21 protein-coding genes are annotated in these 25,468 nt (G+C 61.1%); 6 read left to right on the top strand and 15 right to left on the bottom strand.

The window, feature by feature from the left end; translation table 11 throughout:
* Window positions 1-661 precede the first annotated feature (661 nt).
* Complete coding sequence (locus F6X40_RS37900) at window positions 662-1,078, top strand: hypothetical protein (RefSeq protein ID WP_187631401.1); 417 nt, start codon at window positions 662-664, stop codon at window positions 1,076-1,078.
* A gap of 22 nt (window positions 1,079-1,100) precedes the next feature.
* Here F6X40_RS37900 and F6X40_RS37895 read toward each other — a convergent pair whose 3' ends face one another.
* Genes F6X40_RS37895 through F6X40_RS37880 form a run of 4 tightly spaced genes read right to left on the bottom strand, consistent with a single transcriptional unit; the run spans window position 1,101 to window position 5,505 of the window.
* Window positions 1,101-1,436: a hypothetical protein gene (locus tag F6X40_RS37895; protein ID WP_184064884.1), complete on the bottom strand. Its 336-nt coding sequence runs from the start codon at window positions 1,434-1,436 to the stop codon at window positions 1,101-1,103.
* A 36-nt stretch (window positions 1,437-1,472) separates the two neighbouring features.
* Window positions 1,473-2,558, bottom strand: coding sequence for a sugar-transfer associated ATP-grasp domain-containing protein (locus F6X40_RS37890; protein WP_187631400.1), 1,086 nt, complete (start codon window positions 2,556-2,558; stop codon window positions 1,473-1,475).
* A 2-nt stretch (window positions 2,559-2,560) separates the two neighbouring features.
* Window positions 2,561-3,943, bottom strand: coding sequence for an undecaprenyl-phosphate glucose phosphotransferase (locus F6X40_RS37885; RefSeq protein ID WP_187631399.1), 1,383 nt, complete (start codon window positions 3,941-3,943; stop codon window positions 2,561-2,563).
* A gap of 41 nt (window positions 3,944-3,984) precedes the next feature.
* A complete protein-coding gene (locus F6X40_RS37880) occupies window positions 3,985-5,505 on the bottom strand; it encodes a mannose-1-phosphate guanylyltransferase/mannose-6-phosphate isomerase (RefSeq protein WP_187631398.1) in 1,521 nt (506 codons plus the stop codon).
* Between the two features lie 635 nt (window positions 5,506-6,140).
* Between F6X40_RS37880 and F6X40_RS37875 the strand changes: the two genes are divergently transcribed.
* Window positions 6,141-7,448, top strand: coding sequence for an O-antigen ligase family protein (locus F6X40_RS37875; RefSeq protein WP_187631397.1), 1,308 nt, complete (start codon window positions 6,141-6,143; stop codon window positions 7,446-7,448).
* Here F6X40_RS37875 and F6X40_RS37870 read toward each other — a convergent pair.
* The 6 genes from F6X40_RS37870 to F6X40_RS37845 all read right to left on the bottom strand — a co-directional run bounded on the left by F6X40_RS37870 (window position 7,424) and on the right by F6X40_RS37845 (window position 16,052).
* Window positions 7,424-8,614, bottom strand: a complete 1,191-nt coding sequence (locus F6X40_RS37870) for a glycosyltransferase family 4 protein (protein WP_184064868.1) — start codon at window positions 8,612-8,614, stop codon at window positions 7,424-7,426. The two genes, F6X40_RS37875 and F6X40_RS37870, sit on opposite strands and share 25 nt — an antisense overlap.
* Window positions 8,615-8,665: 51 nt before the next feature.
* Window positions 8,666-9,982 (bottom strand): lipopolysaccharide biosynthesis protein, encoded by a 1,317-nt coding sequence (locus F6X40_RS37865; protein WP_187631396.1) that lies wholly within the window; start codon window positions 9,980-9,982, stop codon window positions 8,666-8,668.
* Between the two features lie 16 nt (window positions 9,983-9,998).
* Window positions 9,999-11,009 carry a glycosyltransferase family 2 protein gene (locus F6X40_RS37860; RefSeq protein ID WP_187631395.1) on the bottom strand — a complete coding sequence of 337 codons (1,011 nt, stop codon included), beginning with the start codon at window positions 11,007-11,009 and terminating at the stop codon, window positions 9,999-10,001.
* Between the two features lie 69 nt (window positions 11,010-11,078).
* On the bottom strand, window positions 11,079-12,536 hold the full coding sequence (locus F6X40_RS37855; RefSeq protein ID WP_187631394.1) for a hypothetical protein: 1,458 nt from the start codon (window positions 12,534-12,536) through the stop codon (window positions 11,079-11,081).
* A gap of 18 nt (window positions 12,537-12,554) precedes the next feature.
* Window positions 12,555-13,670: a glycosyltransferase family 4 protein gene (locus F6X40_RS37850; RefSeq protein ID WP_187631393.1), complete on the bottom strand. Its 1,116-nt coding sequence runs from the start codon at window positions 13,668-13,670 to the stop codon at window positions 12,555-12,557.
* A 60-nt stretch (window positions 13,671-13,730) separates the two neighbouring features.
* Window positions 13,731-16,052 carry a polysaccharide biosynthesis tyrosine autokinase gene (locus tag F6X40_RS37845; RefSeq protein ID WP_184064852.1) on the bottom strand — a complete coding sequence of 774 codons (2,322 nt, stop codon included), beginning with the start codon at window positions 16,050-16,052 and terminating at the stop codon, window positions 13,731-13,733.
* An 808-nt stretch (window positions 16,053-16,860) separates the two neighbouring features.
* Here F6X40_RS37845 and F6X40_RS37840 point away from each other — a divergent pair.
* Together F6X40_RS37840 and F6X40_RS37835 are read left to right on the top strand one after the other, a co-directional pair.
* Window positions 16,861-17,793, top strand: coding sequence for a GlxA family transcriptional regulator (locus F6X40_RS37840; protein ID WP_184064849.1), 933 nt, complete (start codon window positions 16,861-16,863; stop codon window positions 17,791-17,793).
* 58 nt (window positions 17,794-17,851) lie between these two features.
* Window positions 17,852-18,868 carry an ATP-grasp fold amidoligase family protein gene (locus tag F6X40_RS37835; RefSeq protein ID WP_187631392.1) on the top strand — a complete coding sequence of 339 codons (1,017 nt, stop codon included), beginning with the start codon at window positions 17,852-17,854 and terminating at the stop codon, window positions 18,866-18,868.
* A 152-nt stretch (window positions 18,869-19,020) separates the two neighbouring features.
* On the opposite strand, the gene F6X40_RS37830 is transcribed toward F6X40_RS37835, so the two are convergent.
* The 5 genes from F6X40_RS37830 to F6X40_RS37810 all read right to left on the bottom strand — a co-directional run bounded on the left by F6X40_RS37830 (window position 19,021) and on the right by F6X40_RS37810 (window position 23,567).
* Complete coding sequence (locus F6X40_RS37830) at window positions 19,021-19,728, bottom strand: substrate-binding domain-containing protein (protein WP_222946274.1); 708 nt, start codon at window positions 19,726-19,728, stop codon at window positions 19,021-19,023.
* 14 nt (window positions 19,729-19,742) lie between these two features.
* On the bottom strand, window positions 19,743-20,426 hold the full coding sequence (ligK, locus tag F6X40_RS37825; RefSeq protein ID WP_187631390.1) for a 4-carboxy-4-hydroxy-2-oxoadipate aldolase/oxaloacetate decarboxylase: 684 nt from the start codon (window positions 20,424-20,426) through the stop codon (window positions 19,743-19,745).
* A 2-nt stretch (window positions 20,427-20,428) separates the two neighbouring features.
* Window positions 20,429-21,454: an amidohydrolase family protein gene (locus tag F6X40_RS37820; protein ID WP_187631389.1), complete on the bottom strand. Its 1,026-nt coding sequence runs from the start codon at window positions 21,452-21,454 to the stop codon at window positions 20,429-20,431.
* A gap of 85 nt (window positions 21,455-21,539) precedes the next feature.
* Window positions 21,540-22,898 (bottom strand): MFS transporter, encoded by a 1,359-nt coding sequence (locus tag F6X40_RS37815; protein WP_187631388.1) that lies wholly within the window; start codon window positions 22,896-22,898, stop codon window positions 21,540-21,542.
* A 522-nt stretch (window positions 22,899-23,420) separates the two neighbouring features.
* On the bottom strand, window positions 23,421-23,567 hold the full coding sequence (locus F6X40_RS37810; protein ID WP_187631387.1) for a hypothetical protein: 147 nt from the start codon (window positions 23,565-23,567) through the stop codon (window positions 23,421-23,423).
* Window positions 23,568-23,786: 219 nt separating this feature from the next.
* Between F6X40_RS37810 and F6X40_RS37805 the strand changes: the two genes are divergently transcribed.
* Both F6X40_RS37805 and F6X40_RS37800 read left to right on the top strand, forming a co-directional pair.
* Window positions 23,787-24,368: a cytochrome b/b6 domain-containing protein gene (locus F6X40_RS37805; RefSeq protein ID WP_187631386.1), complete on the top strand. Its 582-nt coding sequence runs from the start codon at window positions 23,787-23,789 to the stop codon at window positions 24,366-24,368.
* Between the two features lie 3 nt (window positions 24,369-24,371).
* The gene (locus F6X40_RS37800; protein ID WP_187631385.1) at window positions 24,372-25,166 is read left to right on the top strand and encodes a molybdopterin-dependent oxidoreductase; all 795 of its coding nucleotides are present in this window, start codon (window positions 24,372-24,374) and stop codon (window positions 25,164-25,166) included.
* Window positions 25,167-25,468 lie beyond the last annotated feature (302 nt).

The following is a 25,468-nucleotide window of genomic DNA, read 5'->3' as shown; positions in this document are numbered from 1 at the left end:
CGCGTTCTGACATCCAGAGAGCCGTCGCACTGTCGCAGCGGGATCTCGCTCACCTCGTCCTGATCTCTCGCGGCGTTGTTGGTCTCGTACTAAATTTCCACTTCTGACGGGTTACGCTGACGGATACGCGGGGAGTAAGACGACGGTTCGGAATACCCTTGGCGTCGAGCGCCAGATCCGTGAACAGTTCATGATCGCAATTGTTCATGCGCCTGTAGTCCTCGCCGATATGGATCATGACCTCAAGCAGATTCCGCTGATCGTGTCTTTCCTCAGGCGTTACAGAAGGATTCCTGACCAATGAAGTCGCAAGCGTAATCAGATGTTGAAGTTGCTGTCCCTGCCGTTCGCAAAGATGGAAGGCAGCCAGCGCGAGACGTTCATACTGAAGCGCATCTACGGGGGGGGCGGGAAGAAGGCTGTTGCCTGGTAGCTTTGGTCATACGCGGTCCGGGTGATGGTTGAGGATGGCCCGGTCACACATAGGAAAGCGGGTGAGCGGGCACATGACAGGGTTAGCAGACCGGCGCAACACCAAACCGGCAGGCCCGAACGCCTCCCCACTCGCGTCGATTGCCAGCAGCACGTTCGAGCGCGGCTGGGTCAACGTGCAGCGCGACCCGGATGATGAACAGCTTATGAGCGCCTTGCCACCAGCCACATGGCGCACTACCTGAACGCTGCAAGCCTTCTCGATCTCGCGCGCGCGGCGGCGCGGCGGCGCCCGGTGCAACAACGCGCCGCCGCGCCTTGCGAATGCACGGGCACTCCCCTCGACGGCTGGCAATCGCAACCGCTGTCGCTCGACGAAACGCTGTTCGAGAAGACCGGCACACTGGTGCCGGAGGATGATCCCGAGCCGACCTTCAGCGAATATCTGCCAGATAAGACGAGCTACTGGTCGGCCGATGCGCCGGTCGCGCCGCGCTATTTCCCGTACAACCGCTGCGGCGTATGGCAGTGCTCGATCTGCGGGCGACTGTACATGCGCCATGTCGAAGGCGGCGGTTATTTTGTCGATCGCAGGATTCGCGCGGTAAATGCTGATCTGATCGAGGACGTGCCACTGCCCGCATAACGCGGTTTGCCATAGCCGCGCTTCACGCATCGTCCTTCCCCGTGCGCGCGACGCTCAGCAGTTCTCTAACGCGTCGCGCCAGATTCGACAACGCGCCGCCGGACCGCGCGACGGCCTGCTGTCTGTGCGGCATACGTTGCAGATCGTGCCAGTCGTCATCGAGCGCTCTTGCGTGAGCGTCCGCGCCATACGGCCATTCGACCACCACCGCGCGCAAGCGGGCGGCGCGCGAGCTTCTGTCGGCGCGATCGATATACGCATTGATCTGCGACGCCTCGTACCGCGCCGATTCCTCCGAATCCACGGCAATGAAGTCGTTCAGTCCTTCGATATGGACGCACCATAACTGTTCGCTCACGTCGCGTCTCCTACTACGTTTTTTTGGCCTGCCCGATCAGCCCAGTGACAGCCGTGCAAACTCAGGTTCGGCCCTCAGCCGTTCCCAGTTCAGATCCGCGAAGCACGGGCCTTGCGTCGCCTCGCTGAATTTGACGTCGTTGTGCTTGCCGTTCCACTCCATCACCTTGACCTGGCCGTTCGCGTCGACCGTGAGATCCCAGCCGATGCAGCGCGCAAACGGAATCTTCCTGTGCAGGCGTAGCACGGTGGCCACGCATTTCTCGAAACAGGGGATCTTCAGGCCCGCAAAGCGCGCGCCCGAGTCTGGATGCGCGTCCACCGCGGCCCAGTCGCTCATATACCCCTCGTCGCACAGTTCGCCCGTTTCGAGTTCGACCGGCACGCATATCTCGCGATCGCTCAGCACATGCGTATCGTCCGCTCTGCCGAGTCGCAAGTAGCAGGCCCGAATGGAAATGCGACCGGCCTCGTCCACCACGGTCGTGAAGCGCAATGTCGCCACCGGCTTCGCAGCAAACGTAGCGAACAGACTGTGCTGGTTGATGAACGTCTGAACCACGCCATTGCCGAGCGACCTGATGATCGCGGGGTCGAAGTTGGCACGGTCGAAGAAGTAGACACCGTTGCCCTGTCCGGAACCGTCGAGCTTGAATACGACGCGTTCGGTACGCTCGAACACGACATCTGTCAGATCGCGCTCGGGCACCACGACGCCTTTGTCGGTAAAGAACAGCCCATTGGCAAAGTACGCGACGTCCGGCAATTCGTCGCCGTCGAAGATCAGCCGTGAAATCGGCTTGAGGCTCGAAATCTTGCCGTACCAGCCTTGCATTTGCGGCACGACGACGATGCCGTAGTAGTTGTCCGGAATCCAGCCTTCCTTGAAGGTGCCGCAAAACGCGGTATAAACGCGCAGCCAGGGTGCGTAGACCGGGTCGCCGAACACGTCTCGCGCATAGGTGTCCGCGAGCCGCAGTTTGTTCGGATCGGTCTTGCCATACCTGCTTTCGAGTCGCTCCAATATTTTTCTCGCCTGCAATTCGTGATCGTGGTGAAAGCGATAAAGCGAGACCCGCTTCGCAGATCGTCTTACTATGTTTTCAACCCCGGATAGCATCATGCTCAGTACGCGTTTGGATGATGAAGCCCCTTGAAAATCGTGGCCAGAATGATCTTCATGTCGAGCCAGAACGACCAGTTGCGCAGGTAGTACAGATCGTGTGCGACGCGGCCCTCCATCTTTTCCAGGCGATCGGTTTCGCCGCGATAGCCGTTGATCTGCGCCCAGCCGGTAATGCCGGGTTTGATCCGATAACGGTGAATATAGCCCGATACGATGTTCTGATAGAGATCGTCGTGTTCGAGCGCATGCGGGCGCGGCCCCACCACCGACATATCGCCGCGCAGCACGTTGAAGAACTGCGGTAGTTCGTCGAGACTCGTGCGGCGCAGGAACGCGCCGACGGCCGTGATGCGTGGATCGTCGCGCGTGGCCTGTTCGAGAATGCCCGGCTTCTGCTCGTGCAGGCGCATCGTGCGGAACTTGTAGATCGTAAACACGCGGCCGTCGGCGCCTTTGCGACGCTGCGTGAAGAACACCGGCCCGCGCGAACTCAGTTTGACGGCGATCGCGCAGCTCAGCAGAATCGGCGAGATCGCGATCAACGCGACGAGCGCGAATAGACGATCGAACAGGTCTTTTTGCACCAACGCCTTCGGCGGCAGCGGCGACGCGGCAAGATTGATCGTCGGCAAGCCGAGCAACTCGGTCATGCTGCCTTCGAACAGCGCAAGCGAGCGCACGTCGGGCATGAAGCGCACATTGATCAGGTCGTTGCGAAACTCCGCCACCAGCTTGAGAATCGCGCGCTCCTCGGTGAGCGGCAGCGCCAGCCACACTTCGCCGATCTGCTGTTCGCGCACGTAGCGAGCGAACGCACCCTGTTCTTCGAAGACCTGCACCGACGAGCGCGGCGCAATGCAGCAGCCGGGGTGCAGGTTATACAGCGCATTCGCGCGAAAGCCGGCCGCGGGCGACGCCTCGATCTTATGGATGATCTCGTCGCAATGTTCGCCGCACGCCGCCACCGCGACCTGCTGCAAGTTCATCCCCGCATGACGCATGCGCCCAAGCAACGCATGCGTGACCAGTCGGCCGGCCATCATTGCCGCGCCCGAAATACCGGTCCAGTACACGAACCAGAGTCGCGACACGAAATCGATCCGGTGCAGCGAGAACATCAGCACCATCGCGCAGGCCTGCACGACGAGCCAGCCGAGCGCCACCTGGCTCGCCAGCACTCTCTTCGAGCGGCCACGCCACGATTCGTAGACGCCGAGCGCCGGAAAGACCGCGAGAGCGAACGCCGCGGCAAAAGCGACGAAGGCGAAATAAAAGCTCCGCTGCGAGCCGCCGTCGAAGCGGATCTGGGAGGCCGCAAATGCCCCAGCCACGATCATCGCGACGTCGAACGCTCTCGCCAGTAGACCAGTCAGCAATCGCATCACAGCCCCCTCATAGGACGTAGCAGGTCGACTCCGTCGCATCAGCCGCAACGCCCGTACTTGTCGTCGAAACGAACGATGTCGTCTTCGCCGAGATAAGTACCCGACTGCACCTCGATGATCTGCAGCGGCACGCGGCCCGGATTTTCGAGCCGATGGCGAACACCCAACGGGATATAGGTCGATTCGTTTTCGCCAAGAAGAAACTGCTCTTCCCCACGCGTGACGTGTGCGGTTCCACACACCACGACCCAATGCTCGGCGCGATGATGATGCATCTGCAACGACAGACGGCCGCCGGGCATCACGACGATGCGCTTCACCTGAAAGCGCTCGCCATGATCGATCGAGTCGTAAAAGCCCCACGGGCGGCGCACTTTTCTGTGCGCATCGGCCTCCGGCGACTTCTCGGCCCTGATCCGCGACACGAGTCCCTTGATGTCCTGCACATGCGAGCGATCCGCGACGAGCACCGCGTCGTCGGTTTCGATCACGATCATGTTGCTGGTGCCGACGCAGGCGAGAAGCCTGCCTCCTTGCGAGCGTGCGTAGGTCGCGGTGGCCCCTTCGAACACCACGCGGCCGCTGGCCGCGTTACCGCAGTCGTCCTTCTCCATCGCTTGCCATACGGCATCCCACGAGCCGAGATCGGACCAGCCTGCTTCGAGCGGCACCACCACGCCGGAAAACGCCGACTCCGGTTTGCCAAGCTGTTCCATCACCGCATAGTCGATCGAGTCGGACGGCGAACCCAGAAACCCCTCGGCGTCCGGCATGATGCATTCTTCAGTCTTCTTCGCGTCGCGGTATGCCTGAACGCAGGCCGCGTGCATGTCCGGCTGAAACTGCTCGATGATGGAGAGCCAAACCGACGCTCGCACGACGAAGATGCCGCTATTCCACCAGTAATTGCCCGACGCGACGTACTGGGCCGCGAGTTCCGTCGCGGGCTTCTCGACGAAGCGCTCGATGCGGCGCGCGCCGTCTGGCAACGCGTCGCCGAGCCGGATATAACCGAAGCCCGTGTCGGGCCGTTCGGGCGGTACGCCTAGCGTGACGATCGCGCCGTCGCGCGCATGCCTCGCGGCGATGTCCAGCGCGTGGTGAAGCGCTCCGAGATTCGCGATCGCATGGTCGGCGGGCATGGCGACCAGAATGGCGTCTTCGTCTTCCGCGCATGCCGTCAACGCGGCAAGCGTCAATGCCGGCGCCGTATCGCGACGCGCGGGTTCGACCACGATCCGCGCGTTCACGCCGATCTCGCGCGCCTGTTCGTAAGTGGCGAAATAATGCTCGGTTCCGCAGACGATCACGGGATCGGCCGCGACGTTCCATGCGCCATCAAAACCCGCCATGCGCCCCATGGTTGCTTGCAGCAAAGTCTGATTGCCGATCACGTCGATCAGTTGTTTTGGAAACTGTTCGCGCGACACCGGCCACAACCGGGTGCCGGAACCACCGGCGAGAATCACCTGCACCAGCGTCGGAAACTCCGCCTCGGCAGAATCCTGTCGTATCGTTTCGACATCCGCTGCGGCTGCTGCCGCGGTAACCTTGCCCATCGCTCACTCCTTCGCATTGAAACCGGCTCGGGAACGCGTTTCCCTCGAGGACACCGCATAACGCGGTGTGCCGCGATCCACGCAAATACCGTCTGATGTGATTCATGACAGGGCGTGCGCGTCAAACGGACCAGACCAGTAGTTCAGTTCGCAGTGAAAGATGCATGCGCCTACAGCGAATCCGGCTCGATCGGGAAGTACGGAAACTGACTGGCCGAATCGCAATGGTCTGCTCGACAACGACGACCGGAAAACGATTGAAACGAAAGATCGAATGCGGCAAACGACCTGCATCGGATCTAGTCGACATCGTGCCCCGATGAATTCATCATAGTTAGACCGCATTGCGACGCAGCCCATCTGGCGCGAAGCGCGGAAGTTTTGGCGGTGCTCGCGGACTTGATTTAACAAGCTTGCGAACGAGCTTGCACTTCTATTGCAGGGCGCGCGATTGGAAATAAGCAGCGACACGTGCTACCGTTTGATGAACGTCCCGTGGCATTCATGTCAAAGATAAACAGCGGTGTGATCCCCGCGCGGCCCACACTGTGAGTTTTCCGCTGTTCCAATCTCGCCATCATCCAGCGCATGGGCACAACCCCAACCGGCGCGCCATTCGTTTTTCTGGAGTTGCAATGGCCTATATTTCGCTGCTCGCACTTTTCCTGACGGTCACGAATTTCGTGCCCATCAGTGCGATCGGCTTTGTCCCGTTGCTATTGCTGGCATGGCGCTTTTACGGCCGCAGTTATCCCGCATTCATCGCGCCGCTTACCGCTTTCACGGTGCTCGCGACCGTCTCGACGCTGCTCTATGATCCGCAGTCGTTCCTCGACTTCGACTTTTATCGGCGCGACGGCAATTTTTTCATTTCCTATGCGCCCATTTTTGCCGGTTTCGTGTATGCGCACCGCTGGGATCTGCACAAGGTACTTCGTGCGCTGTTCATTTTCGCGGTCATCATCAATCTGCCGATGTACGTCTACTACATCGCCACGAACGGGCTGTTCAGCATCTTCGTTAATCCGGCCGACAGTTTCGGCAGCTACTTCATTGCGCGCAACGCAGCCGGCGGCTTCCTGGCGATGCTGTTCTGTCTCGGCATAGCGTGCTACCTGCAAAAACGCAGCAAGCTGCTGATCGCGCTGCTCGCCTGCAATGTGCTGATGCTGTTTTCGACCTACAGCCGTGGCTCGCTGCTTGGCGCGGCGGCCGTTCTGCCCTATCTGTACTTTGGCCGCAAGCGCTGGATTCTCGGCACGCTGATAGCCGTGCTGCTGCTAGCCTCGGTCGCCGTCGCGATCTACCATACCCAGCCGAACGTCGACTACATGGGCTATACGTTCGCGATTCACGCCAATGACGCCAAGGTCAACAACCTCGACATTCGCTACGAGTGGTTGTGGCCGCGAGCGCTCGCGTATTTCGTGCAAAGCCCGCTCGTCGGTCTCGGCTTCGGCTCCTTCGACGACCACATCGGCAGCCTCACCTCGTACTTCCATCTGTTCGCGGTGCCGTCCGACATAGTGATCGAGCACAGCGACTCGCACGCTCACAACTCGTACCTGAATATCCTCGCCGAGCTCGGCGTAGTGGGCTTGACGCTGATCCTCGCGTTCTTCTGGAGACTGATCGAGTGGAGCAGGCAGGGGGCGGCGTATGCCGCGTTGGTCGAGGGCGGCCGCCAGTTCGCGGCGTTCCGCTTCGTCGAGATTTCGTCGGTTTGCCTGCTGGTGATGTCGGCAACCGAGCATCGGCTCGTTTCGCCGTCGAATGTATTGATTCTTTCTCTGGTGATCTCGCTGCTGCTAGCCGCGCGTCCGCTGGCGGCCACCGCATTCAGCCCCGGCCCGCGCGGAGCGCGCAAGGCGGGCAACGTGGGCACGCGAGCTGCACAGCCCGTGCCCCAGCGCCCGACTCAGGGCGTAACGTCGGCAAGATGACGTTCTTCGGCCGGCAGCGACTGACTCGGCGCATAGGGAAGAAACTGTTCGACGCACGCATACGGGAGCCGCGCGTCGACGAAGCCCATCAGGGCCTTCTTGAAGTTCTCCGACGAAAACCGCTCGGCATTCTTGCGGCACACGCGTGCGTCGAATAGGGCTGCGTTACTCTCGAACCGGGTAACGGCTTCGAGCAACGACGCGGTGCTTTGCTCACCGAAGAAAACCCCGGTGGGTCGCTCGAGCGGCAATCCCACCACCGATTCAAGCGCGCCACCGCGGCCGAAGGCGATCACCGGCGTGCCGCATGCCTGCGCTTCGACCACCGAAATGCCGAAGTCTTCTTCCGCCGCGAACACGAACGCGCGCGCGCGCCGCAAATGATCGACCAGCACATCGGACGGCTGATGCCCGAGAATCTGGACGTTGTCGCCGGCCACCGCTTTGATCTTCTTCATCTCGGGACCGTCGCCGATCACGACCAGCTTGCGTTCAGGCGTTTGCGAAAAGGCCTGAACGATCAGATCGATACGCTTATAAGGCACCATCCGCGACGCCGTCACGTAGAAATCCTCTTTCTCCGTACCAATAGGCATGTTCACCAGATCGACCGGCGGATAGATCACGGTCGCTTCGCGCTGATAGGCCTTTCTGATACGCCGCGCAATGAACTGAGAATTCGCGACGAGATGATCGACGCCGTTCGCGGAGCGCGAATCCCAGCCTCGAATGTAATGAAGCAGCACGCGCGCCAACGCGGAGCGCAGCCCTGTGTCGAGATGGGATTCACGCAGGTACTGATGTTGCAGATCCCACGCATAGCGGATCGGCGAATGAATGTAGCTGATATGCATCTGGTTCGGCCCGGTCAACACGCCTTTCGCGACCGCGTGCGAGCTCGAAATGACGAGATCGTAGCCTGACAGATCCACCTGCTCGATCGCAATCGGCATCAACGGTAGATAGGCCCGGTATCGTCTTCGCGCAAACGGCATCTTCTGGATGAATGACGTGTTGACGGACTTCCCCTTCACGCAATCGCGGTCTTCGAGAAAATCGACAATCGAAAAGACATCCGCATCCGGGAAGCACTCGATGATGTTCTTCAATACTTTCTCGGCGCCGCCGGACACTACGAGCCAATCGTGAACAATAGCGACTTTCACTTCGACCTCCTGTGACAATCCACCCAAACTCCCACACACCCACGCGCCACTTCAATCGTCCTTTGCGCCGCCCGCCTGCGTACTAAGCCCGCACACCACCCGCACCCGCTCGAGCGCACGTTCGGCGCCGGGCAACAGCCCGACCAGCTCGAGGCGAATCAATACGCTGAGCAGCGTCACCGACAGCGCCGCTTCGCCGATCACCCGAGCAGAGGCCATGCCAATCGCGCCGAAACGCGGCGCGAGAACGAGCGCCGCGGTGAGATTGACCAGCGCCGAGGCGACGCCGGCCATCGCGAGCACCCGGTCTCTCCTGCGCGGCACGAATACATAGAGCGCGACGAACTCGTTGAAAGCCGCGAACGGGAACATCCATGCAAACACCTGCAACACGTGCACGCTCGGCTCGAACGCGGCGCCGAGAATCAGCGGCAACACGAAAGGCGACAGCGTCAACGCGCCGCACAGCACGAGCACGCCATAGCCGAGCAGCAAGATGGCGCCGCGCCGCGTCGTGACATGCGCGCCCGCCTTGTCGCCCTGCGCGAGTTGCCGGGTTATCGTCGGAATAAAGACTTGCGCCGCGGGGGCCATCAGGCTGAGTCCGATCGTCGCGAAACGCTCCGCCGCGCCGAAATAGCCGACCTCCGCCGGCGTCGAGAACAAGGTCAGCAAATACGTCGACGATGCCGTCAGCACGACGGAGCCGGACGAATAGCAGAACAGCATCGTCGACCGGCGCACGAGCGGCAGGACGCCGGCAAACGCCAGACGCGGCCAGCCGAGTTGCCACGTCGTCAAACCGTAGGCAATGATCAAGGACGCGATACCCGCAATCAGCAGACTCGCCAACACCCATACGGCATCGTTCGGTCCTTTGACGAGAGTCAGCACCAGCACGAGACTCAGCGCGAAGCCGAACACTTCGATCATGATCGGCGTTCGAATGTGTTGCCGCCCCTGAAACAGCCAGCCGAGATTGCATGCCGACACGATACCTAGCAAGGTCGCGAGCAGGCCGATCAGCGGCCGCTCCGACAGTAACGGTGAACAGAACGTCGCAATGATGCCGATGCCCGCGCCGATCACGGCGAGTGTCAGCCGCGCGCTGACATGCAGCGAATAGATCGCATTGCATTCCTGGGTCGACTGCGCTTTCGCCACCTCGCGCATGCCGACGAAGGTAAAGCCGAAGCCGACGAGCATCCATATCACGTTCATCAGCGACATCGACGCGAGTACCCGGCCGTATTCGGCCACGCCGAGCACCCGGCCATAGAACGGCACGACGATCAGGAGGTACACGTACCTCATGAAATAACCGGTGTAAACAAATACGATCAGGTTGGCGCTCGTTCGTCTATCCATGCCGTCCTCCTTCGCCTCAGCGTCCTGCGACGCGACGGCGCGCGAGCGGGTTCGCGATATAACGCACCGCGAAATCCGACAGCGGCGAATAAGGCACGAGACACAGGCTCGACAGTACGAGCGTGCCGAGCTTCTTCTTCAGGCTCCAGAACGGATTTGCAATGATCGTGTACAGATAGTTGCGCGAATCGAGGATCATCCAATGCCAACGCCGGAACAGGGTCGCGCGATAAACGGAAGAGCAGAATGTCGCTTTCTCGTGTGAGAAGTCGAGAAATGTTGCCGGTAGTTCTATGTCGAGCCGATCTTTGGCGATATTGCGCAGAATGGCCCAGCGCATGTTGAACGCGCGCGGTGCTTTCGTCAGTTGTTCCGAGTTCGCGAACGACACCGTTTCACTGCCCGCGTTATGCACCCGGTAGCCGCCTAGCGACTTCGACACGGTAGCGATCGGTCCAGCCAGCGCGACGCCATAGATCGCATAAAAGTCCGCGCCATAGCGATTCACACCCTCTTCGGGAACCGGGAAGATCTGCTTGAGCGCGCTCAACCGGTAAGCATTGCCAGACGCGGGCGGGGACGGATAGAGCCACCCGCCGCGCAGCAGCCTGCCGCAGTCGTGTGGCGGCTCGCTATTCGGCACGTAGGCACCCGTCAATGCGCCTTCGTTGTCCATCACGTCGAGCCGGAATTGCACCTTGGCCCACTCGCCGCCCTCGAAAAAGCGCATGACTTCGGTAACCGCGGATGGGTACAGCACGTCATCGGAATCGAGAAGGATCACATACTCGGTGGTGAGCGACGCGATTGCGTAGTTGTAGGCGGATACTTGCCCGCCGTTTTTCTTGCACAACGTCAGTACGCGATCGCCATAGCTTTCGATGATCGCGCGCGAACCGTCGGTCGAGCCATCGTCGACGACCATGACGGTGGTCGCCGGATAATCCTGCGCGAGCGCCGAGTCGATCGCCGCGGCCAGATAGTGCTCGTAGTTGTAATTGCAAATCGCAATGGTGACCTGCTTCATGATGTGTCAACGCTATCCGTCAGGTTCGATCCGCCGGCTCCCGGCGGTCGTCATGCTCGCGAAATATCGCTATGCCACTGCCTGCGTCACACGACGCACCACGAGATAAGCCAGATGTTTGGGCGGATTATTACCAGCGCCGTTCACCTGGTCGGGTACCTTGAATCGCACGTTCATCAAATCGTTGTCCCAACTCAGTGCAACCTTGTCCGGTGCGCTCGCCTCGCCGCTCAGCGCATCGATGAAATCGACCTGCACCGCGTGCGAGCGCAGCGGCTGCAGCCCGCCGATGGAAATGTTCTGCCAGCCCGCGCTGCTGCTCACCTGCATCACGAGGTCGTTGCCGGAAAGCAAGGCATTGGCAGCAACACCCGGACCGCATTGCAGCGGCTTCGAAAAATTCGCCAGATGCCCACCCGCTGTTTGATGCAACACGACCAAGCTTCGACCGGAAACGTTGTAGGTTCGTTCAGGCGGACCGGGATGCGTGAGACGAAAAGGTTCATAGCCGTCCCAGTGATAGATCATCGACAGGTACTTGTTCGGGTCGTCCCAATTCCTGCCGAGCGCCCACACCGCGAAGTCGAAGAAATAACGCGGCAAATAGTGCGGGTCTTTCATGTACTCGTTGCCGATCTCCGTTTGCCAGATGCCGCGCGCGGGACCGTTCTTCACATATCGCTGGTACAGCGATTCCATATCGGCAACCGGCAAGTAGTGCGTGTCGATGTAGTCGACCCAATCGAGCATGCGCTCTTTCAAGACCGGACTGCGATATTCGAGCCAGCGGTGGAAGTTATCGAGGCCGCCCTGGTCCGGCCAGCCGCCATACACCACATACGCGCGATAACTGCGAATGATGCGGGCCGCCGGAATATGAATCCGCTCCACGTAATCCTGCATCGCGCGCTCATACGGTTTCGAGCGTCTTTCGTCCTTGCTGAACTCCGGGCCGTGCCAGAACACGGACTGAGGCAAGCCGCCGGACAACTTGCCGGCCGCCTCGTTCCAGACCTGGAAATAGCGCAGGTTATAAGGCGGCGCCGAATACTTGCGCACCACCGCGTCGACATACTGCTTCCACGCATCCACGTCGACGGGTGCCGAATTGCTGTCGCCGGGCACGGTCGCATTCCATCTCGGCGTATAGCCGAGCATCAACAGCGAACCGATTCCATCGCGTTCGTTTCGCAACAGTGCCGACGGCAGATCGATATCGAACGCCGAGCTCGTTTTGTCGATGCGCATCGCCTCGCCGGGCCGATCAGGTTGACCAGGGCCGACCGTGTCACGGCCCCAGCTAATGCCCATCGCTCGCCACATCTCGATGTCGGCGGCCGATCCGGCCCAGCCGTTCGTGCCGATCAGATCGGTCATCATGCGGGCGCGCGCGTTCGCGGGCGCCGGGTCCGGTACCATTGCGAGAGCGGGCCGGAGAGTCGACAACGGCGCGGCCGCACCCGCCGCCAACGCGGCGAGTGTGCGCAATGCACGTCTTCTGCCAGCACGGGTCTTCATGCGATCCATGTTCGTGCCCACCCATCGCTAGCTCGCGGACGCGCGCGGCGTCAGTTCGGGCAGCCGCTCGCCAGTCTTGACATCGAGGATTTCGAGCACCGTTTGCGCCGCGCGCTCCCAGCGAAACTCGCGCGCACGCAGCAGCCCCGCGCTGCGATAACGTTGGCGAAGATCGGCGTCGCTCATCATCTGCGCGATCTTGGCGGCGATGTCGTCCGCGGAGGTCGCGTCGCAGTACATTGCGGCATCGCCGCATGCTTCCGGTATCGACGTGCGCGCCGACGCGATCACCGGACAGCCGCAATACATCGCTTCCAGAGGCGGCAGGCCGAAACCTTCGTACAGCGACGGAAACACGAGGCAGCCAGCGCTCTCGTACAGTGCCTTCAGCTCCGCGTCCGACACGAAACCTGCCCACACGACCTGCCGCGAATGCACAGGATGCTCGACGCCTGCACCGCTGAAGATGCGCGGATACTGTTTTCCCACGATGACGAATTTGACGTCGCGCAGATGCCCGAGCCGCACGATCGCATCGAGCACGCCGCGCAGATTCTTGCGCGGATCGAGACTGCCGACGATCACGCAATAGGCGTCCTTGTTCAATTCGAGCCGTTGCAGCACCGATGGGTCGGCAACGATCCGGTCGAAATGATCCGCGCCGGGCGCCACCACTTTCACACGCGATTCGTCGATTTTCAGGTGATGGCAGATACGCATTTTCGAAAACGTCGAGACCGTCAGAACGATCGGATGGGTGCGCGGCAAGAGCGCGAAACAGATGCGATACCAGAGCCGGAATTTCCTCGAAAAGCCTTGCGGCATGTCAAGGACGGCCATGTCGTGAACCATCACGACCTGACTGTGCTTGAACAGCGGGTTCGTATTGCACAGACTCAGCAGCGTGATGCCGCGTGCGGCGATTGGCAGCGTGATCTGCTCCCACAGCGTGCCGCGCAGCCACGGAAAGCGCCGTTGCGGTTTGAGCAGCGCCCCCGGCTCGACGGCGTTTTGCGGCACGAACACTTCCGGTTCGTCACCGGGCGCGGCGCGCATCTGCATGGCCCGCGTCAGCTCATACGCAACGCGTTGAACCCCCGTGATGGACTGAGAAGTAAACTTTCCGTTGATTGCAAAGGCCATCTGGTTCTCCGTTTTACGCCATCGCGAACGCGCTTTTACCGCGTTGGGGTCTCCACACGCTCAGGCGCCTCGCGGCGCTTGCTGTCCGACGTCGCTTTCGCCGAAATCGCTGGCATAGTTCGTTTCGTAGCCATAGTTCTTCGTGCTTCGACGCAGCGGAATGCCGTTGAACACCGCGCCCGCGATGCGCCCTTCCGCGCGTTCCACCTTTCTGATCGTGTCGGCGATCTCCTCCTCGCTTTGCATGCCCGAGCGCAGCACGAGCAGAGATGCGCCCGCCTCGTTCGCGACGATCGAGGCGTCGGTGACCGCGAGGAAAGGCGGCGTATCGATGATCACCAGATCGAACTGGCTCGACAGCCGCTCGAGTACTTCCTTCAGGTGCGGCCTCATCAGCAGCGCGGCGGGGTTCTCCGGGCGCACGCCGCATGACAGGAACGTCAATCCGTCGATGCGGGTCGAGCGCAGCGCATTGCGGAGCGGCAGGCGTTCGGACAGTACTTCGGAAAGGCCTCCACGATTGCTCTCGTTGAATAGCGAGGCGAGATGACCGCGTCGCATGTCGGCATCGATCAGCACCACCCGTGAGCCGATTTCAGCGTGGAGGATCGCCAGATTCGCGGCGACGAAGCTCTTGCCGGCCGATGGCGTGGGCCCGATGATCATCACGATGTTGTTGCGTGCATGCGCGAGATCGCGCGTGACGGCGGTCCGTACGCTGCGCAGCGCTTCGACCGATGTGTCGTGCGGAAAGCGCGCGGCGAGAATCCTGTTCTGGACGCCGGAATCGAACTGAATCTCGTGCAGACTCTTCTGCATCGGCGGATGGGCGCGCCCGGCTGTTGCCGGCAGCGATTTGCGCCCCGCGGTCGCATCGCGGTCGAGCAGCAGTTGCTGATGGCTGAACAGAATCTCGCCAAACACCGGCACGCTCATCTGGCGCTCGACGTAGCGCGGGTCGGTCACGCCGATCATCACGTGGCGGCGCATGAAGACCAACACGACGCCGGACACGATACCGAGCACCAATCCGCCGCCGAGCACGAGAATCGGCTGTGGCATGACCGGCATATGCGGTCTGATAGCGCGATCGAGAATATGCGCGCCGCCCGTCGTGCTGGCGCGGCGCACCTGCAATTGCTCGGCCTTCTGCACCATGCCGAGATACACCGTTTCCGCGACCTTCTGCGCGCGGATCAGATCGACGCTCGCGCGTTCCGACGCGGGCATGCCGTTGAAATGGTCGGAGAATTTCGCTTTCGCATCTTTCAATTGCGCCAGTTGCTCGTCGACGTTCTGCACCCAGCGGCTCTGTTCCGTATAGCGCTCGAGCATTTGCGTGCGCTGCAATTGCAGCGCCGCGATCTGCTTGTCGAGATCGAGGCCGCCCTGCAAATAGGCTTGCGCCTCGTTGGTCGGCTGCATCGATCGCGAGCTCGAGCGGAAGTTCTTCAGCGCTTCCTCGGCTTTTCGCAGATCGCCGAGTAGACGCGGGAGTTCGCCGTTAATGAACGCGAGCGTCTGCGTGTCGTTCGCTTGCCGGCTCGCCACCGCGGATGCGAGGTATTGCTCTCCCAATGCATTGGCGACGGCCGCGGCTTTGTCCGGACTCTTGTCGCGGTACTGGATTTGCATCAGCCCGGAGTCTTTCACCTTGTCGCCAATCTTGACGAGACTGGTGAAGCGCTTGATGGCATCGAGCTCATTCCAGCGGATCACCTCGAACTTCGTGCCCGGCCGCGCAGCGAGTTCCTTCACGAGCATCGACACGCCGTTCTGCTTGAGCGGCATGCCGACCGTGCCACTCGCCAGCAACTCGCCGGACGGGCCGTGCAATTCGAAGGCGCCATTGTCGAGCGCGGTCAAGGTCAGCTTCTCTTCCTCGAGTTCGCGCGGCACGTCGAGCGCGGCGATCTGCACACGCTCGCCGCCCCATGCAAACGATTTCAGCCCGAGCCACGGCGCCGCGGGCTGTCCCGGTGTAGCGAATTTTTCGGCGATGTCGCCGAGAACCGGAAGCTTGTGCGGCTTCACCGAAATGTCGAAACGGAACTGGTCCATCACCGGCTGCAAAACTGCACGGCTTTCCATGACCGCCATTTCGGTTACCGACGACGGCGTCGGTGGCGGCAACAGTTCCTGGTTCTGCAACGCGAGTCCGAGGGCATTTGGCTCGGGTGGGTCCACGCGAATGATTACGTCAGCGGAATAGATAGGCGTGGCAATCAGAAGATAAGCGACCGCGAACGTGAGGACGACGACGGTCGTCACCACGATCTCCCAGATGTGGTCGCGCATTAGCGTGAGCATCGCGCGGGCACTGAGTTGTCTACGCTCGGTATCAACAGCGGGATAGAGCGAGTTTTGCGGATAGTAATCCACCGGTCTGATCCTTGCAGGTTGATGAAACAAAACGATCGGCGATCGCTTTGCGTCGCCACGTCGCTATTTATGCCGCCGGCCGGATAGACCCTCGATTGGCTGGCAGCACGGCGAAGCGACGTGCTGTGTCGGGTTAGGTCGGGGAGCGTGTTCGGGACCTCTCGAACCACGGAAGGCTACACACCTATTGCTTATCCACCGCGGCATTGCCGATTGTTCTTCTCACGAATCAGCAAATGCGAAGCCCGCCATTCACGTAATCCGCGATTGACAATTTCTCTCTCGATGTTGCGCTGAAGCATAGTCCGCAAAGGATCGAGGCATTCGCCGGCGGCCCAAAGTAGGGTGCTATTGGCCGATAATGCGGAGCCTTTTACAAATGAAACAGAAGCCGGAAAGGCTTGTTGCGATCTGCAATTGCTGTAACAGAGTAATACGACAGGCATCGTACATCGCGACAGAACGCCAATTGCACGGCTCAAGTGTCAGGAATGCCCTTGTTATCCCGCAAATCGCGCCGAATCCAAGCCACTCGGCGCATTCCGCCGATGCCCCAGCATTTCGCTTGCAAGAATCGCGCTAATTGATCGGGAAAAAAATTCCGTGCAACGTTAATTAGTAGCACGCATTTCTGCGAATAGCGAGGTAAGAATTTCTTGAATCCTGACGATTACGCCAAAACACCCACGCATGCCGGCCAAGCTCGTCTCGCCCAAATCGATGCGCTAATCTCAATGCGTAGATTTTCCTGACTGGAGAAGCTCGCGTCATGAAGCACATTGGTCTATTCGTCTTTCAGGATTGTTCGATGGCAAGTACCGGCGCGATCGGCGACGCGTTCCGGCTTGCCAATGAGTTCAAGAGAACGGCTGGCGAAGAGGCGCCATACCGGTTTACCGTGGTATCCGACGGCGGCGGTCTGGTGACCAGTTCGTCCGGCATATCGATCTGGACGCAAGGCCTCGAACGCTACTGCCTCGCTGATTTCCACGCGCTCTTCGTGGCCTGCCGCGACGTCACCGAAGTCGCGGAATCCAACGACCGCTTTCTGTCGTGGATCTCGCTGCAAGGATCGATTGCATCTTTCGGCATGCAACAGGGTGCGAATCTCGCGGTCGTCTGCAACGATCCGCTGCAATCGATCGTGCCGATTTTTCTGTTCGACGACAGCGGTGACGCCGCGCGCACGCAAAGCAATGTGACGCCGACCGATCTCGCGCTCGCGCAGATCGAACGCGACATCAATACCGACACTGCCCGCAAGATAGGCCGCATCCTGCAAACCGGCTACGCCGAGAAAAGCCGCTCCGAGTTCGACGACGTCAACATCACGACGACGACGGAGAAGATTCGCGAATCGGCGCGCTGGATCAAGGAAAACTACAGCAAGGCTATTTCGGTTGCGCAGGCGGCCGAATCGGTGGCGATGAGCAAGCGCAATTTCCAGCGCCGCTTCAAATGCGAGTTCGGCATGACGCCGCTCGAATATCTGCTGCGCACACGCTTCGAGATCGTTCGCTCGATGCTGAAGAACACCGATCTGCCGGTCGACAAGATTGCGCGCCGCTGCGGAATGGGCGACGGTAATCGGCTTGGGCGGCTATTCAAGGAGCGCTATGGCATGTCGCCGACGCAATTCCGCGCGCAACAGCATGTGGATGCGGAGGAACGCTGGCTGACGCCGGAGGAAAGCTGGAGTGCCGCGACCGAGATGTTGCGGCAAGCGCCGCTGACACTTTGATTTCAATTCCCGTTACTCCGAGGACGACTTGTCGACTCGACCGCAAAGGGATTAGAACATGACGATCATCAAATCCGCCGAACTGGCCGCGCAGGATGCGGCCGTCGCGCCGAAAAACATGGCCTCCTTACGCTCCGGCGACAGTGCTCTGGCCGCGCCCTGCGGGCAGCCGGGCTTGCACACCGGTGCGCATGCGGCGCACGGGCAATCGCCATCTACCGCGAGAAAAATCAAGGAAGCGGCGAAAACGCTATTGCCGGACGCCCTTTTCCTAAGCCTGTTACATCACAAATGCATTGGCCGCTATCCGAACCTGATTCGTCCGGTGACGTTCAATGAGAAGATCCTGCAGCGCAATCTTCATCCTGATCCGCGCTATATCGACCTGACCGACAAGCTTCTGGTGCGGGAATATATTGCCCGGAAAATCGGCGACAAGCATTTGATACCGCTGATCGCAGTGCCCGATGCATTCACGCCCGAAGTGTTCGACGCACTGCCGGATGCTTTCGTAATGAAAGCCAATCACGGCAGCAGCTACGTCGAAGTGGTGAGAAACAAATCAGAGACCTCGTTCGAGAAGCTGAAGAAGCTCGCCGACCAATGGTTGCGCACCGAATTCTATTACGTTGGGCGCGAGCGGCACTATCGGACGATCGAGCCGCGCGTTTTCTTCGAGCAGTTGCTGCTCGATCGGCGCGGCCAGATTCCGGCGGATTTCAAAATGCACTGCTTTGGCGGCCGTCCTGGCGGGCCGATCATCTATATCCTCGTGATCTCGGATCGATTCGGCGACGCGACGCACGGCGACGTGTACGACGCCGACTGGAATCACCTCGATATCGCAATCGGCGACTACAAGCGCAGCGCGTTGCCCGCTCCGCGCCCGCCGCATCTACAGGCCGTGCTCGATGTCGCGGCCCGTCTGTGCGAAGACTTCGACTATGTGCGCGTCGACCTGTATGCGCCGGACGACCTCGTTTATTTCGGCGAACTTACATTTACGCCCGGCGCGGGGGTGCTGCCCTTCACGCCGGACAGTATCGATTACGAGTGGGGCAAGCTGCTGGCTTGAATCCGCTTTCATTCGTAGCGTTTTGCCTCCTCCATCCGATCGGGCGTGCCGGTCAGCGCTTTCAGCGTTTCGACGCCGAGCACGCGCTCGCGCAAAGAGATGGAGGCGGAAAAGGCAAGGACACAAGCCTGGGCGGCGAGCGCCGCCCGCCATCAAGCCGGCGACATGCCGTTTTGCAGCTTTGTGCCGTCGGCCTCGCGCGAGGCCAGAAACGCCAGCAACGCCTGGGCTGCTTCACGCTGGCGCGCCATCGTACAGATCGCGGCGGTGAAAGTCGTGGTGGACTGGGTGGCGGCCGGAAGCTCGCCGAGCACGTCGATGCCCGCCACGTGAATCAATTCGCTCATCTGCTGAAAGCCGAGCGCGACTTCTCCGCGCGCGACGAGCGTGCCGACCGGCACACCCGGCGGCGCCTTCACGATACGCGAAGCGATCTGCCCGGCAATGCCCCAGCGTTCGAACAGCTTCAGTAGATACGTGCCGCTCGGCCCCGTCGAGTAACCGATACTGCGCGCACCGAGAATCGCGTCGCGCAGCGCTGCTTCGGACGCGATGTCCGGGTGCGTTTCTCCGGCCGCGACCGCGACCGCGATGCCCGAGCGCGCGAGCCCGACGCGGCTCGCCGCCTCGACGCAACCCGTCACCACGAGCCGCTCGATCGCGTCGGCGGCAAGCACGACGATGTCGAAGACTTCGCCATCCTCGACCCGGCGCGCCGCATCGACGCCGCCGACCGATTCGATGGCGACGCCCTGCCCCGTGCGCCGCTCGTAGAACGGGGCGAGTCCGGCCAGCACCTGGCGCGTGGCCATCGACGAAATGCCGGTGATCGGCGCGCGCGTGGCTTGATCGTTGATCATTGCGACCACGCCTGTCAGTCCTTGTAGCGCAGTCCGGCCTGCTCGAGCGGCCCGCGCATGTTGTACATGTCGAGACCGAGCACCCCAGCGGCGAGTTTCGCGCGCTTCCCGGCTTCATTGGCCTCGCGCGCCGCAGCCTTGTCGAGCACGGCCTGCGCGGCGACCGCCGGCACCACGACCACGCCGTCCTCATCGGCAACGACGACGTCGCCCGGTGTGACCAACGCACCCGCGCACACGACCGGAATGTTCACCGAGCCGAGCGTCGCCTTGACCGTGCCTTTCGCGGAAATCGCCTTGCTCCAGACCGGGAAGTTCATTTCGCTCAGCACGCTGACGTCGCGCACGCCGGCGTCGATGATCAACGCATGCGCGCCGCGCGCCTTGAAGCTCGTGGCCAGCAGATCGCCGAAGTAACCGTCGGTGCTCTGTGCGGTGACGCCCGCGACGACGACGTCGCCCGGCCGGATCTGTTCGGCCGCGACGTGCAGCATCCAGTTATCGCCCGGTTGCAGCAGCACCGTGACGGCCGTGCCGCTCGCGCGCGCGCCGGTATAGATCGGGCGCATATACGGTTGGAGCAGGCCCGTGCGGCCCATCGCTTCATGCACGGTGGCCGAACCGAGCGCGCCGAGTTTCGCTGCCACCTCCGCATCCGCGCGCTGGATGTTGCGATAGACGACTCCGATTTCATCCATGATCACAGCCCCTTCGTTTTCAGCAAGGCGTCGAGACGCGGATAGACGCGCCGCGCGTTACCTTCGTAGATCTTGTAGCGCTGCTCCGGATTCATATCCGCGGCTTCGACGTAGCGCTTCGTGTCGTCGAAATAGTGACCGGTTTGCGGATCGACGCCGCGCACCGCGCCGATCATTTCGCTCGCGAACAGGATGTTGTCCACGGGAATCACGCGCGTGAGCAGGTCGATACCCGGCTGATGATAGACACAGGTGTCGAAGAACACGTTGTTCAGCAGATGGTCTTTCAGCAAGGGCTTTTTCAGTTCCTGCGCGAGGCCGCGGAAACGACCCCAGTGATACGGCACCGCACCGCCGCCGTGCGGAATCACGAAACGCAGCGTCGGGAAATCGCGAAACAGGTCCGAGGTCAGGCATTGCATGAACGCGGTGGTATCCGCATTCAGGTAGTGCGACCCGGTGGTGTGGAAGCACGCGTTGCAACTCGTGCTCACGTGAATCATCGCGGGAATGTCGTACTCGACCATCTTCTCGTAGATCGGGTACCAGGAACGGTCCGACAACGGCGGGCTGGTCCAGTGGCCGCCCGACGGATCGGGATTCAGGTTGATCGCGACATTGCCGTACTGCTCGACGCATTTGACGAGCTCAGGAATACAGGTGGCCGGATCGACACCCGGACTTTGCGGCAGCATCGCGGCCGGCACGAAGTTCTCGGCAAACAGCCGGCTCACGCGATAGCACAGTTCGTTGCAGATCGCGGCCCACGTGCTCGAGATTTCGAAGTCGCCGATGTGGTGCGCCATGAAGCTCGCGCGCGGACTGAAGATCGTCAGATCGAGGCCGCGCTCGCGCATCAGTTTCAACTGGTTGTTTTCGATCGACTCGCGCAGCTCGTCGTCGCTGATCTGCAATTCCGACCCCTTCGGCATCCCGGAAGGACTCTTGATGCCTGCGATCTGGCGGTTACGCCACGTCTCCAACGCTTTCGGCGCGGTGGTGTAGTGTCCGTGAATGTCGATGATCACCGTGATTCCTCAGTAGATGAATTTATCCAGCGGCGCCCGCGAAACGCACGCGCGCCGCGTTGCCTCACGCCTCACGCCTCACGCCTCAATGCGCGATATTCGGCTGCGCCACCGTTTCGGCGCCGCCCACACGCTGGCTCACCAGGATGGCGAAAGCGGCGAGTGTGGCGGGGATCGCGAGCATCGCCAGGATCGCGCCGAACTGCCAGCCGAAGCCGAGCAGCGCGCCGCCGATCGCCGAGCCGAAGATACTGCCGAAGCGGCCCATGCCGAGCATCCAGCTCACACCAGTCGCACGCGCAACGGTCGGGTAGCGGCCGGGTGCAAATGCGTTCAGACCGGTTTGCGCGCCGCTCATGCAGAAGCCCGCGGCAAACACCAGCAATGCAAGCGACGAAGACAGCGCGCCGATGTAGCCGAGCCCGAGCACGCACAGTGCGCCGCCGATATAGGCGGCGCTGATGACCGGCGCCGGACGCGCCTTGTCCATGAGCCAGCCGACGAGGATCGCGCCGATCGTGCCGCCGATCTGGAACATCGCCGTGACGTTGGCCGCGGTCGTGACCGACAGACCCGCATCCTTCATCAGCGTCGGCAGCCAGCCGGTCAGCAGATAGATGACGAGCAGGCCCATGAAATACGTGACCCACAGCGCGATCGTCATCGAGCCATAGCCTTGCGAGAACAGCACGCCGATCGGCTTGCGCGTCGGCAGCGGCGGTTCGTTCGACACGAACACTTCATTGCCCGCGAAGTGCACGCCGCACACACGGCCAAGCACCTTGCCGATACGCTGCGCGGGCGCGCCGCGCACCGCGAGCAGACGGGCCGACTCAGGCAGCAGCCAGATCTGGAACGGGATCAGCACGAGCGGCAGTGCGCCGCCGAGAATCAGCACCGCGCGCCAGCCGTGAACCGGAATCAGCCAGCCGGCCGCGAAGCCGATCAATGCCGAGCCGAGATTGAAGCCCGTGAACATCACGGTGATCAGCAGCGCGCGCTTGCGTTGCGGTGCGTACTCGGACAGCAGCGTCGTCGAGTTCGGCATCGCGGCGCCGAGACCGACACCGCTGAGCAGACGCAAGGCTGCCATCGAAAACGGCGATTGCGCGAACGCAGTCGCGATCGTGAACACGCCGAACAGAAACACCGACGTAATCAGCACCCACTTGCGGCCGATGCGGTCCGATGCCGGACCCGCGAACAATGCGCCAATCACGAGACCGAGCGGCGCCGCGCTCATCACGAGCCCGAATTCGGGGCGCGAAATCGCCCAGTCATGAATGATGGAAGGCGCGACGAAGCCCATGATCGCGACGTCCATGCCGTCGGCGGTCACGATCAGAAAACACAGCACGACCAATAACCACTGGTAGGGCGAAATCGACCGTTCGTCGATGAACTTCTTGATATCAATCCTGTTGCCGCTGGTAGTACTCGTCATCAAAACTCTCCTGTCTCCTTCATTGGTCTCATCGCGCGCTCGAAGCGGGTAGCTTCGCAAAGTACGTCGACTCGGTAACCATCGTGGCGATGGGCCCCTACACGGCTTACTCAAATAACTGGCGTGAAGGTACGTTTCGTCCTTCGCGGGCCAAAGCGCGGGTTAACCATCGGGTCGATGCGAGTATCCGCATTCTCAGCGTTCCGCATAGCATCGGCGAAGCCCGTCCGATTCGCGCAAAGCCCCGCTGGACAAGCGTTCAAACCAGAGTCACGGCCCTTCGAAGCGGGCTTTTCGAACGCCTGCTGGTGCACACCCTGATAAACAGAACAGATGAAGCGGGAATGAACTCGCATAGAGCGGCAGTGAGACTGCCCCGCTTTTCCGATCAACATGGATGCGCTGCGCTGGTAGCGGATTTGCCCCGCGCAAAAAGGGCACAAAAAGAAAAAAGCGGCATGACCGTGCTATGGCCATTCCGCTTCGGGCTGAGCCGGCCTCGCGAGACCGGCTGGTACTCAATTACCGTTGTGCGCTACCCGGCTCAGGGTGCTGCGACACCCGTTCCGCGCTGCAACCTTCGAGCCAGCGTCCGTCCGTAGTCAGGAATGTCGTATGCTGCGTTTCCCATGCGGCGGGACGGCCTTCCTGCGCGATGTGCATCGTCATTGAAAGTCGATAGCAAGAACGAAAAGATTTCAGACACGACGGAATAACCGTCGATCGATCGCGTTACCGCTTCGGGCGCAATGCCAGTCTGGCGCTCGCAACGTAACTCGTCGCCCGATCCTGCTTGCGGCCCCATACCGGCGCCGACGGCATCCCGTTGACGGCTCCCGCGGCACCGGAATGATTGTCAACGAGCATGGAGTGGTCTTGAGGCACAACATGGTTCAACCCGGATGGGTGCGCATTACGCACTGGATCAATGCTGTCGCGGTCGTGCTGATGGTAATGAGCGGCTGGCAGATCTACGACGCGTCGCCGATCTTTCCCGCAATTGAGTTTCCACCTTCGATCACGCTTGGCGGCTGGCTCGCTGGAGCGCTGCAATGGCATTTCGCAGTGATGTGGCTGCTGGTCGCCAATTTCATCGTCTATCTGGCGCTGAATCTGGCGACCGGACGCTTTCGACGCAAGCTGCTACCTGTCCGGCCGAAACAGTTGGTCGCCGATCTGCTCGCTGCGCTGAGCGGGCGCCTGAAACACGACGACCTCGCGCACTACAACTCGGTGCAAAAGCTCGCCTATCTCGTCGTGATCGCCGACATCCTGCTGGTCGTGTTGTCCGGGCTCGCCATCTGGAAGTCGGTGCAGTTCCCGCTGCTGCGCACGCCGATGGGCGGATATGACAACGCGCGCGTGGTGCACTTCATGTGTATGAGCGTCCTGGTGGCGTTTTTCGTCATTCACGTCGCGATGGTTGCGCTCGTGCCCCGCTCGCTGCTGTTGATGCTACGCGGACGGTAAATCATGACGATCCGAAAACGAACCGCGCAACAAGGCACCTTCCTCGCGACGCATGGCGAATCGATCATTCGCGATGCTCAGCGCGAACTCAAATCGCCTGCGCGCCGGTTGTTCGGCCGGCGGCTGCTGACGTTAGGCGGCATCGCGCTGCTGTCCGGTTGCGATCTGACCGACGACAAGGCGGTGAATACCGCGCTGCGCCGCATCTCGTTCTTCAACGACGACGTGCAGGCACTGCTGTTCGATCCGAACAAGCTGGCGCCCACGTATCCGGCATCGATGATCACGCGGCCGTTTCCGTTCAATGCGTTCTATGGCGTCGACGAGGTGCCCGAGATCGATGCCGCGACCTACCGTCTGCAGGTCAGCGGCCTCGCGCACGGCAAGCGTACGTGGACGCTCGACGAACTGCGCGCGCTGCCGCAGGAAAGCCAGATCACGCGTCTTATCTGTGTCGAAGGATGGAGCGCGATCGGTCGCTGGGGCGGCGTGCGCTTTTCCGAATTCCTGCGCCGCGCGGGCGCGGACACGCGTGCAAAGTACGTGTCGCTTCATTGCGCGGACTACAACTACTGGACGAGCATCGACATGCCGACGGCGCTCGACCCGCAGACGCTGCTCACGCTGACTTACAACGGTGACGTGCTGCCGCCGAAGTATGGTTTCCCGATGAGGCTGCGTGTGCCGACCAAGCTCGGCTTCAAGAATCCCAAGCATGTCGTCGCTATCGAAATCACGAACCAGTATCCGGGCGGCTATTGGGAGAACCAGGGATACAACTGGTTCAGCGGCTCGTGACGCAATGATGTTTTTCTCGTTCCATCAACCACGCACAGCGTCATGTTGACGTGACGCGGGCTAAGTCGTGTCAGGATCATTGCGCGCGGACCAATACGAGCAGTCGATGGGTTGACAAAATATTACGTTTTTCACCGTGGTACATCGCGTAGCATAGTGGGGGTATGTCCTGCGAGCGCCCCCACTCGCATTCGTCATTCAACCGCGGAGATTTCGGAAATGAGTATTTTTGGTGACATCGTGCACAAGCTGTTCGGCAAAGCGAAGCCGGACCAACCTCCCCCCGCGACGGAACCCACCCC

Origin of the sequence: Paraburkholderia sp. UCT31 (assembly GCF_014397655.1) — a bacterium.
In the GTDB taxonomy this organism is placed as follows: domain Bacteria; phylum Pseudomonadota; class Gammaproteobacteria; order Burkholderiales; family Burkholderiaceae; genus Paraburkholderia; species Paraburkholderia tuberum.
This window is presented reverse-complemented; position numbering and strand designations above follow the sequence as displayed.

Excerpts from the sequence above, each read along its gene's own strand:
- F6X40_RS37840 (WP_184064849.1), top strand. The coding sequence starts at position 16,861 with ATGGCAAGTACCGGCGCGATCGGCGACGCGTTCCGGCTTGCCAATGAG.
- ligK (WP_187631390.1), bottom strand. The coding sequence starts at position 20,426 with ATGGATGAAATCGGAGTCGTCTATCGCAACATCCAGCGCGCGGATGCG.
- F6X40_RS37900 (WP_187631401.1), top strand. The coding sequence starts at position 662 with ATGGCGCACTACCTGAACGCTGCAAGCCTTCTCGATCTCGCGCGCGCG.
- F6X40_RS37830 (WP_222946274.1), bottom strand. The coding sequence starts at position 19,728 with ATGATCAACGATCAAGCCACGCGCGCGCCGATCACCGGCATTTCGTCG.
- F6X40_RS37815 (WP_187631388.1), bottom strand. The coding sequence starts at position 22,898 with ATGACGAGTACTACCAGCGGCAACAGGATTGATATCAAGAAGTTCATC.
- F6X40_RS37855 (WP_187631394.1), bottom strand. The coding sequence starts at position 12,536 with ATGGATCGCATGAAGACCCGTGCTGGCAGAAGACGTGCATTGCGCACA.
- F6X40_RS37800 (WP_187631385.1), top strand. The coding sequence starts at position 24,372 with ATGACGATCCGAAAACGAACCGCGCAACAAGGCACCTTCCTCGCGACG.
- F6X40_RS37805 (WP_187631386.1), top strand. The coding sequence starts at position 23,787 with ATGGTTCAACCCGGATGGGTGCGCATTACGCACTGGATCAATGCTGTC.
- F6X40_RS37890 (WP_187631400.1), bottom strand. The coding sequence starts at position 2,558 with ATGATGCTATCCGGGGTTGAAAACATAGTAAGACGATCTGCGAAGCGG.
- F6X40_RS37885 (WP_187631399.1), bottom strand. The coding sequence starts at position 3,943 with ATGCGATTGCTGACTGGTCTACTGGCGAGAGCGTTCGACGTCGCGATG.
- F6X40_RS37835 (WP_187631392.1), top strand. The coding sequence starts at position 17,852 with ATGACGATCATCAAATCCGCCGAACTGGCCGCGCAGGATGCGGCCGTC.
- F6X40_RS37865 (WP_187631396.1), bottom strand. The coding sequence starts at position 9,982 with ATGGATAGACGAACGAGCGCCAACCTGATCGTATTTGTTTACACCGGT.
- F6X40_RS37860 (WP_187631395.1), bottom strand. The coding sequence starts at position 11,009 with ATGAAGCAGGTCACCATTGCGATTTGCAATTACAACTACGAGCACTAT.
- F6X40_RS37810 (WP_187631387.1), bottom strand. The coding sequence starts at position 23,567 with ATGACGATGCACATCGCGCAGGAAGGCCGTCCCGCCGCATGGGAAACG.
- F6X40_RS37875 (WP_187631397.1), top strand. The coding sequence starts at position 6,141 with ATGGCCTATATTTCGCTGCTCGCACTTTTCCTGACGGTCACGAATTTC.
- F6X40_RS37850 (WP_187631393.1), bottom strand. The coding sequence starts at position 13,670 with ATGGCCTTTGCAATCAACGGAAAGTTTACTTCTCAGTCCATCACGGGG.
- F6X40_RS37880 (WP_187631398.1), bottom strand. The coding sequence starts at position 5,505 with ATGGGCAAGGTTACCGCGGCAGCAGCCGCAGCGGATGTCGAAACGATA.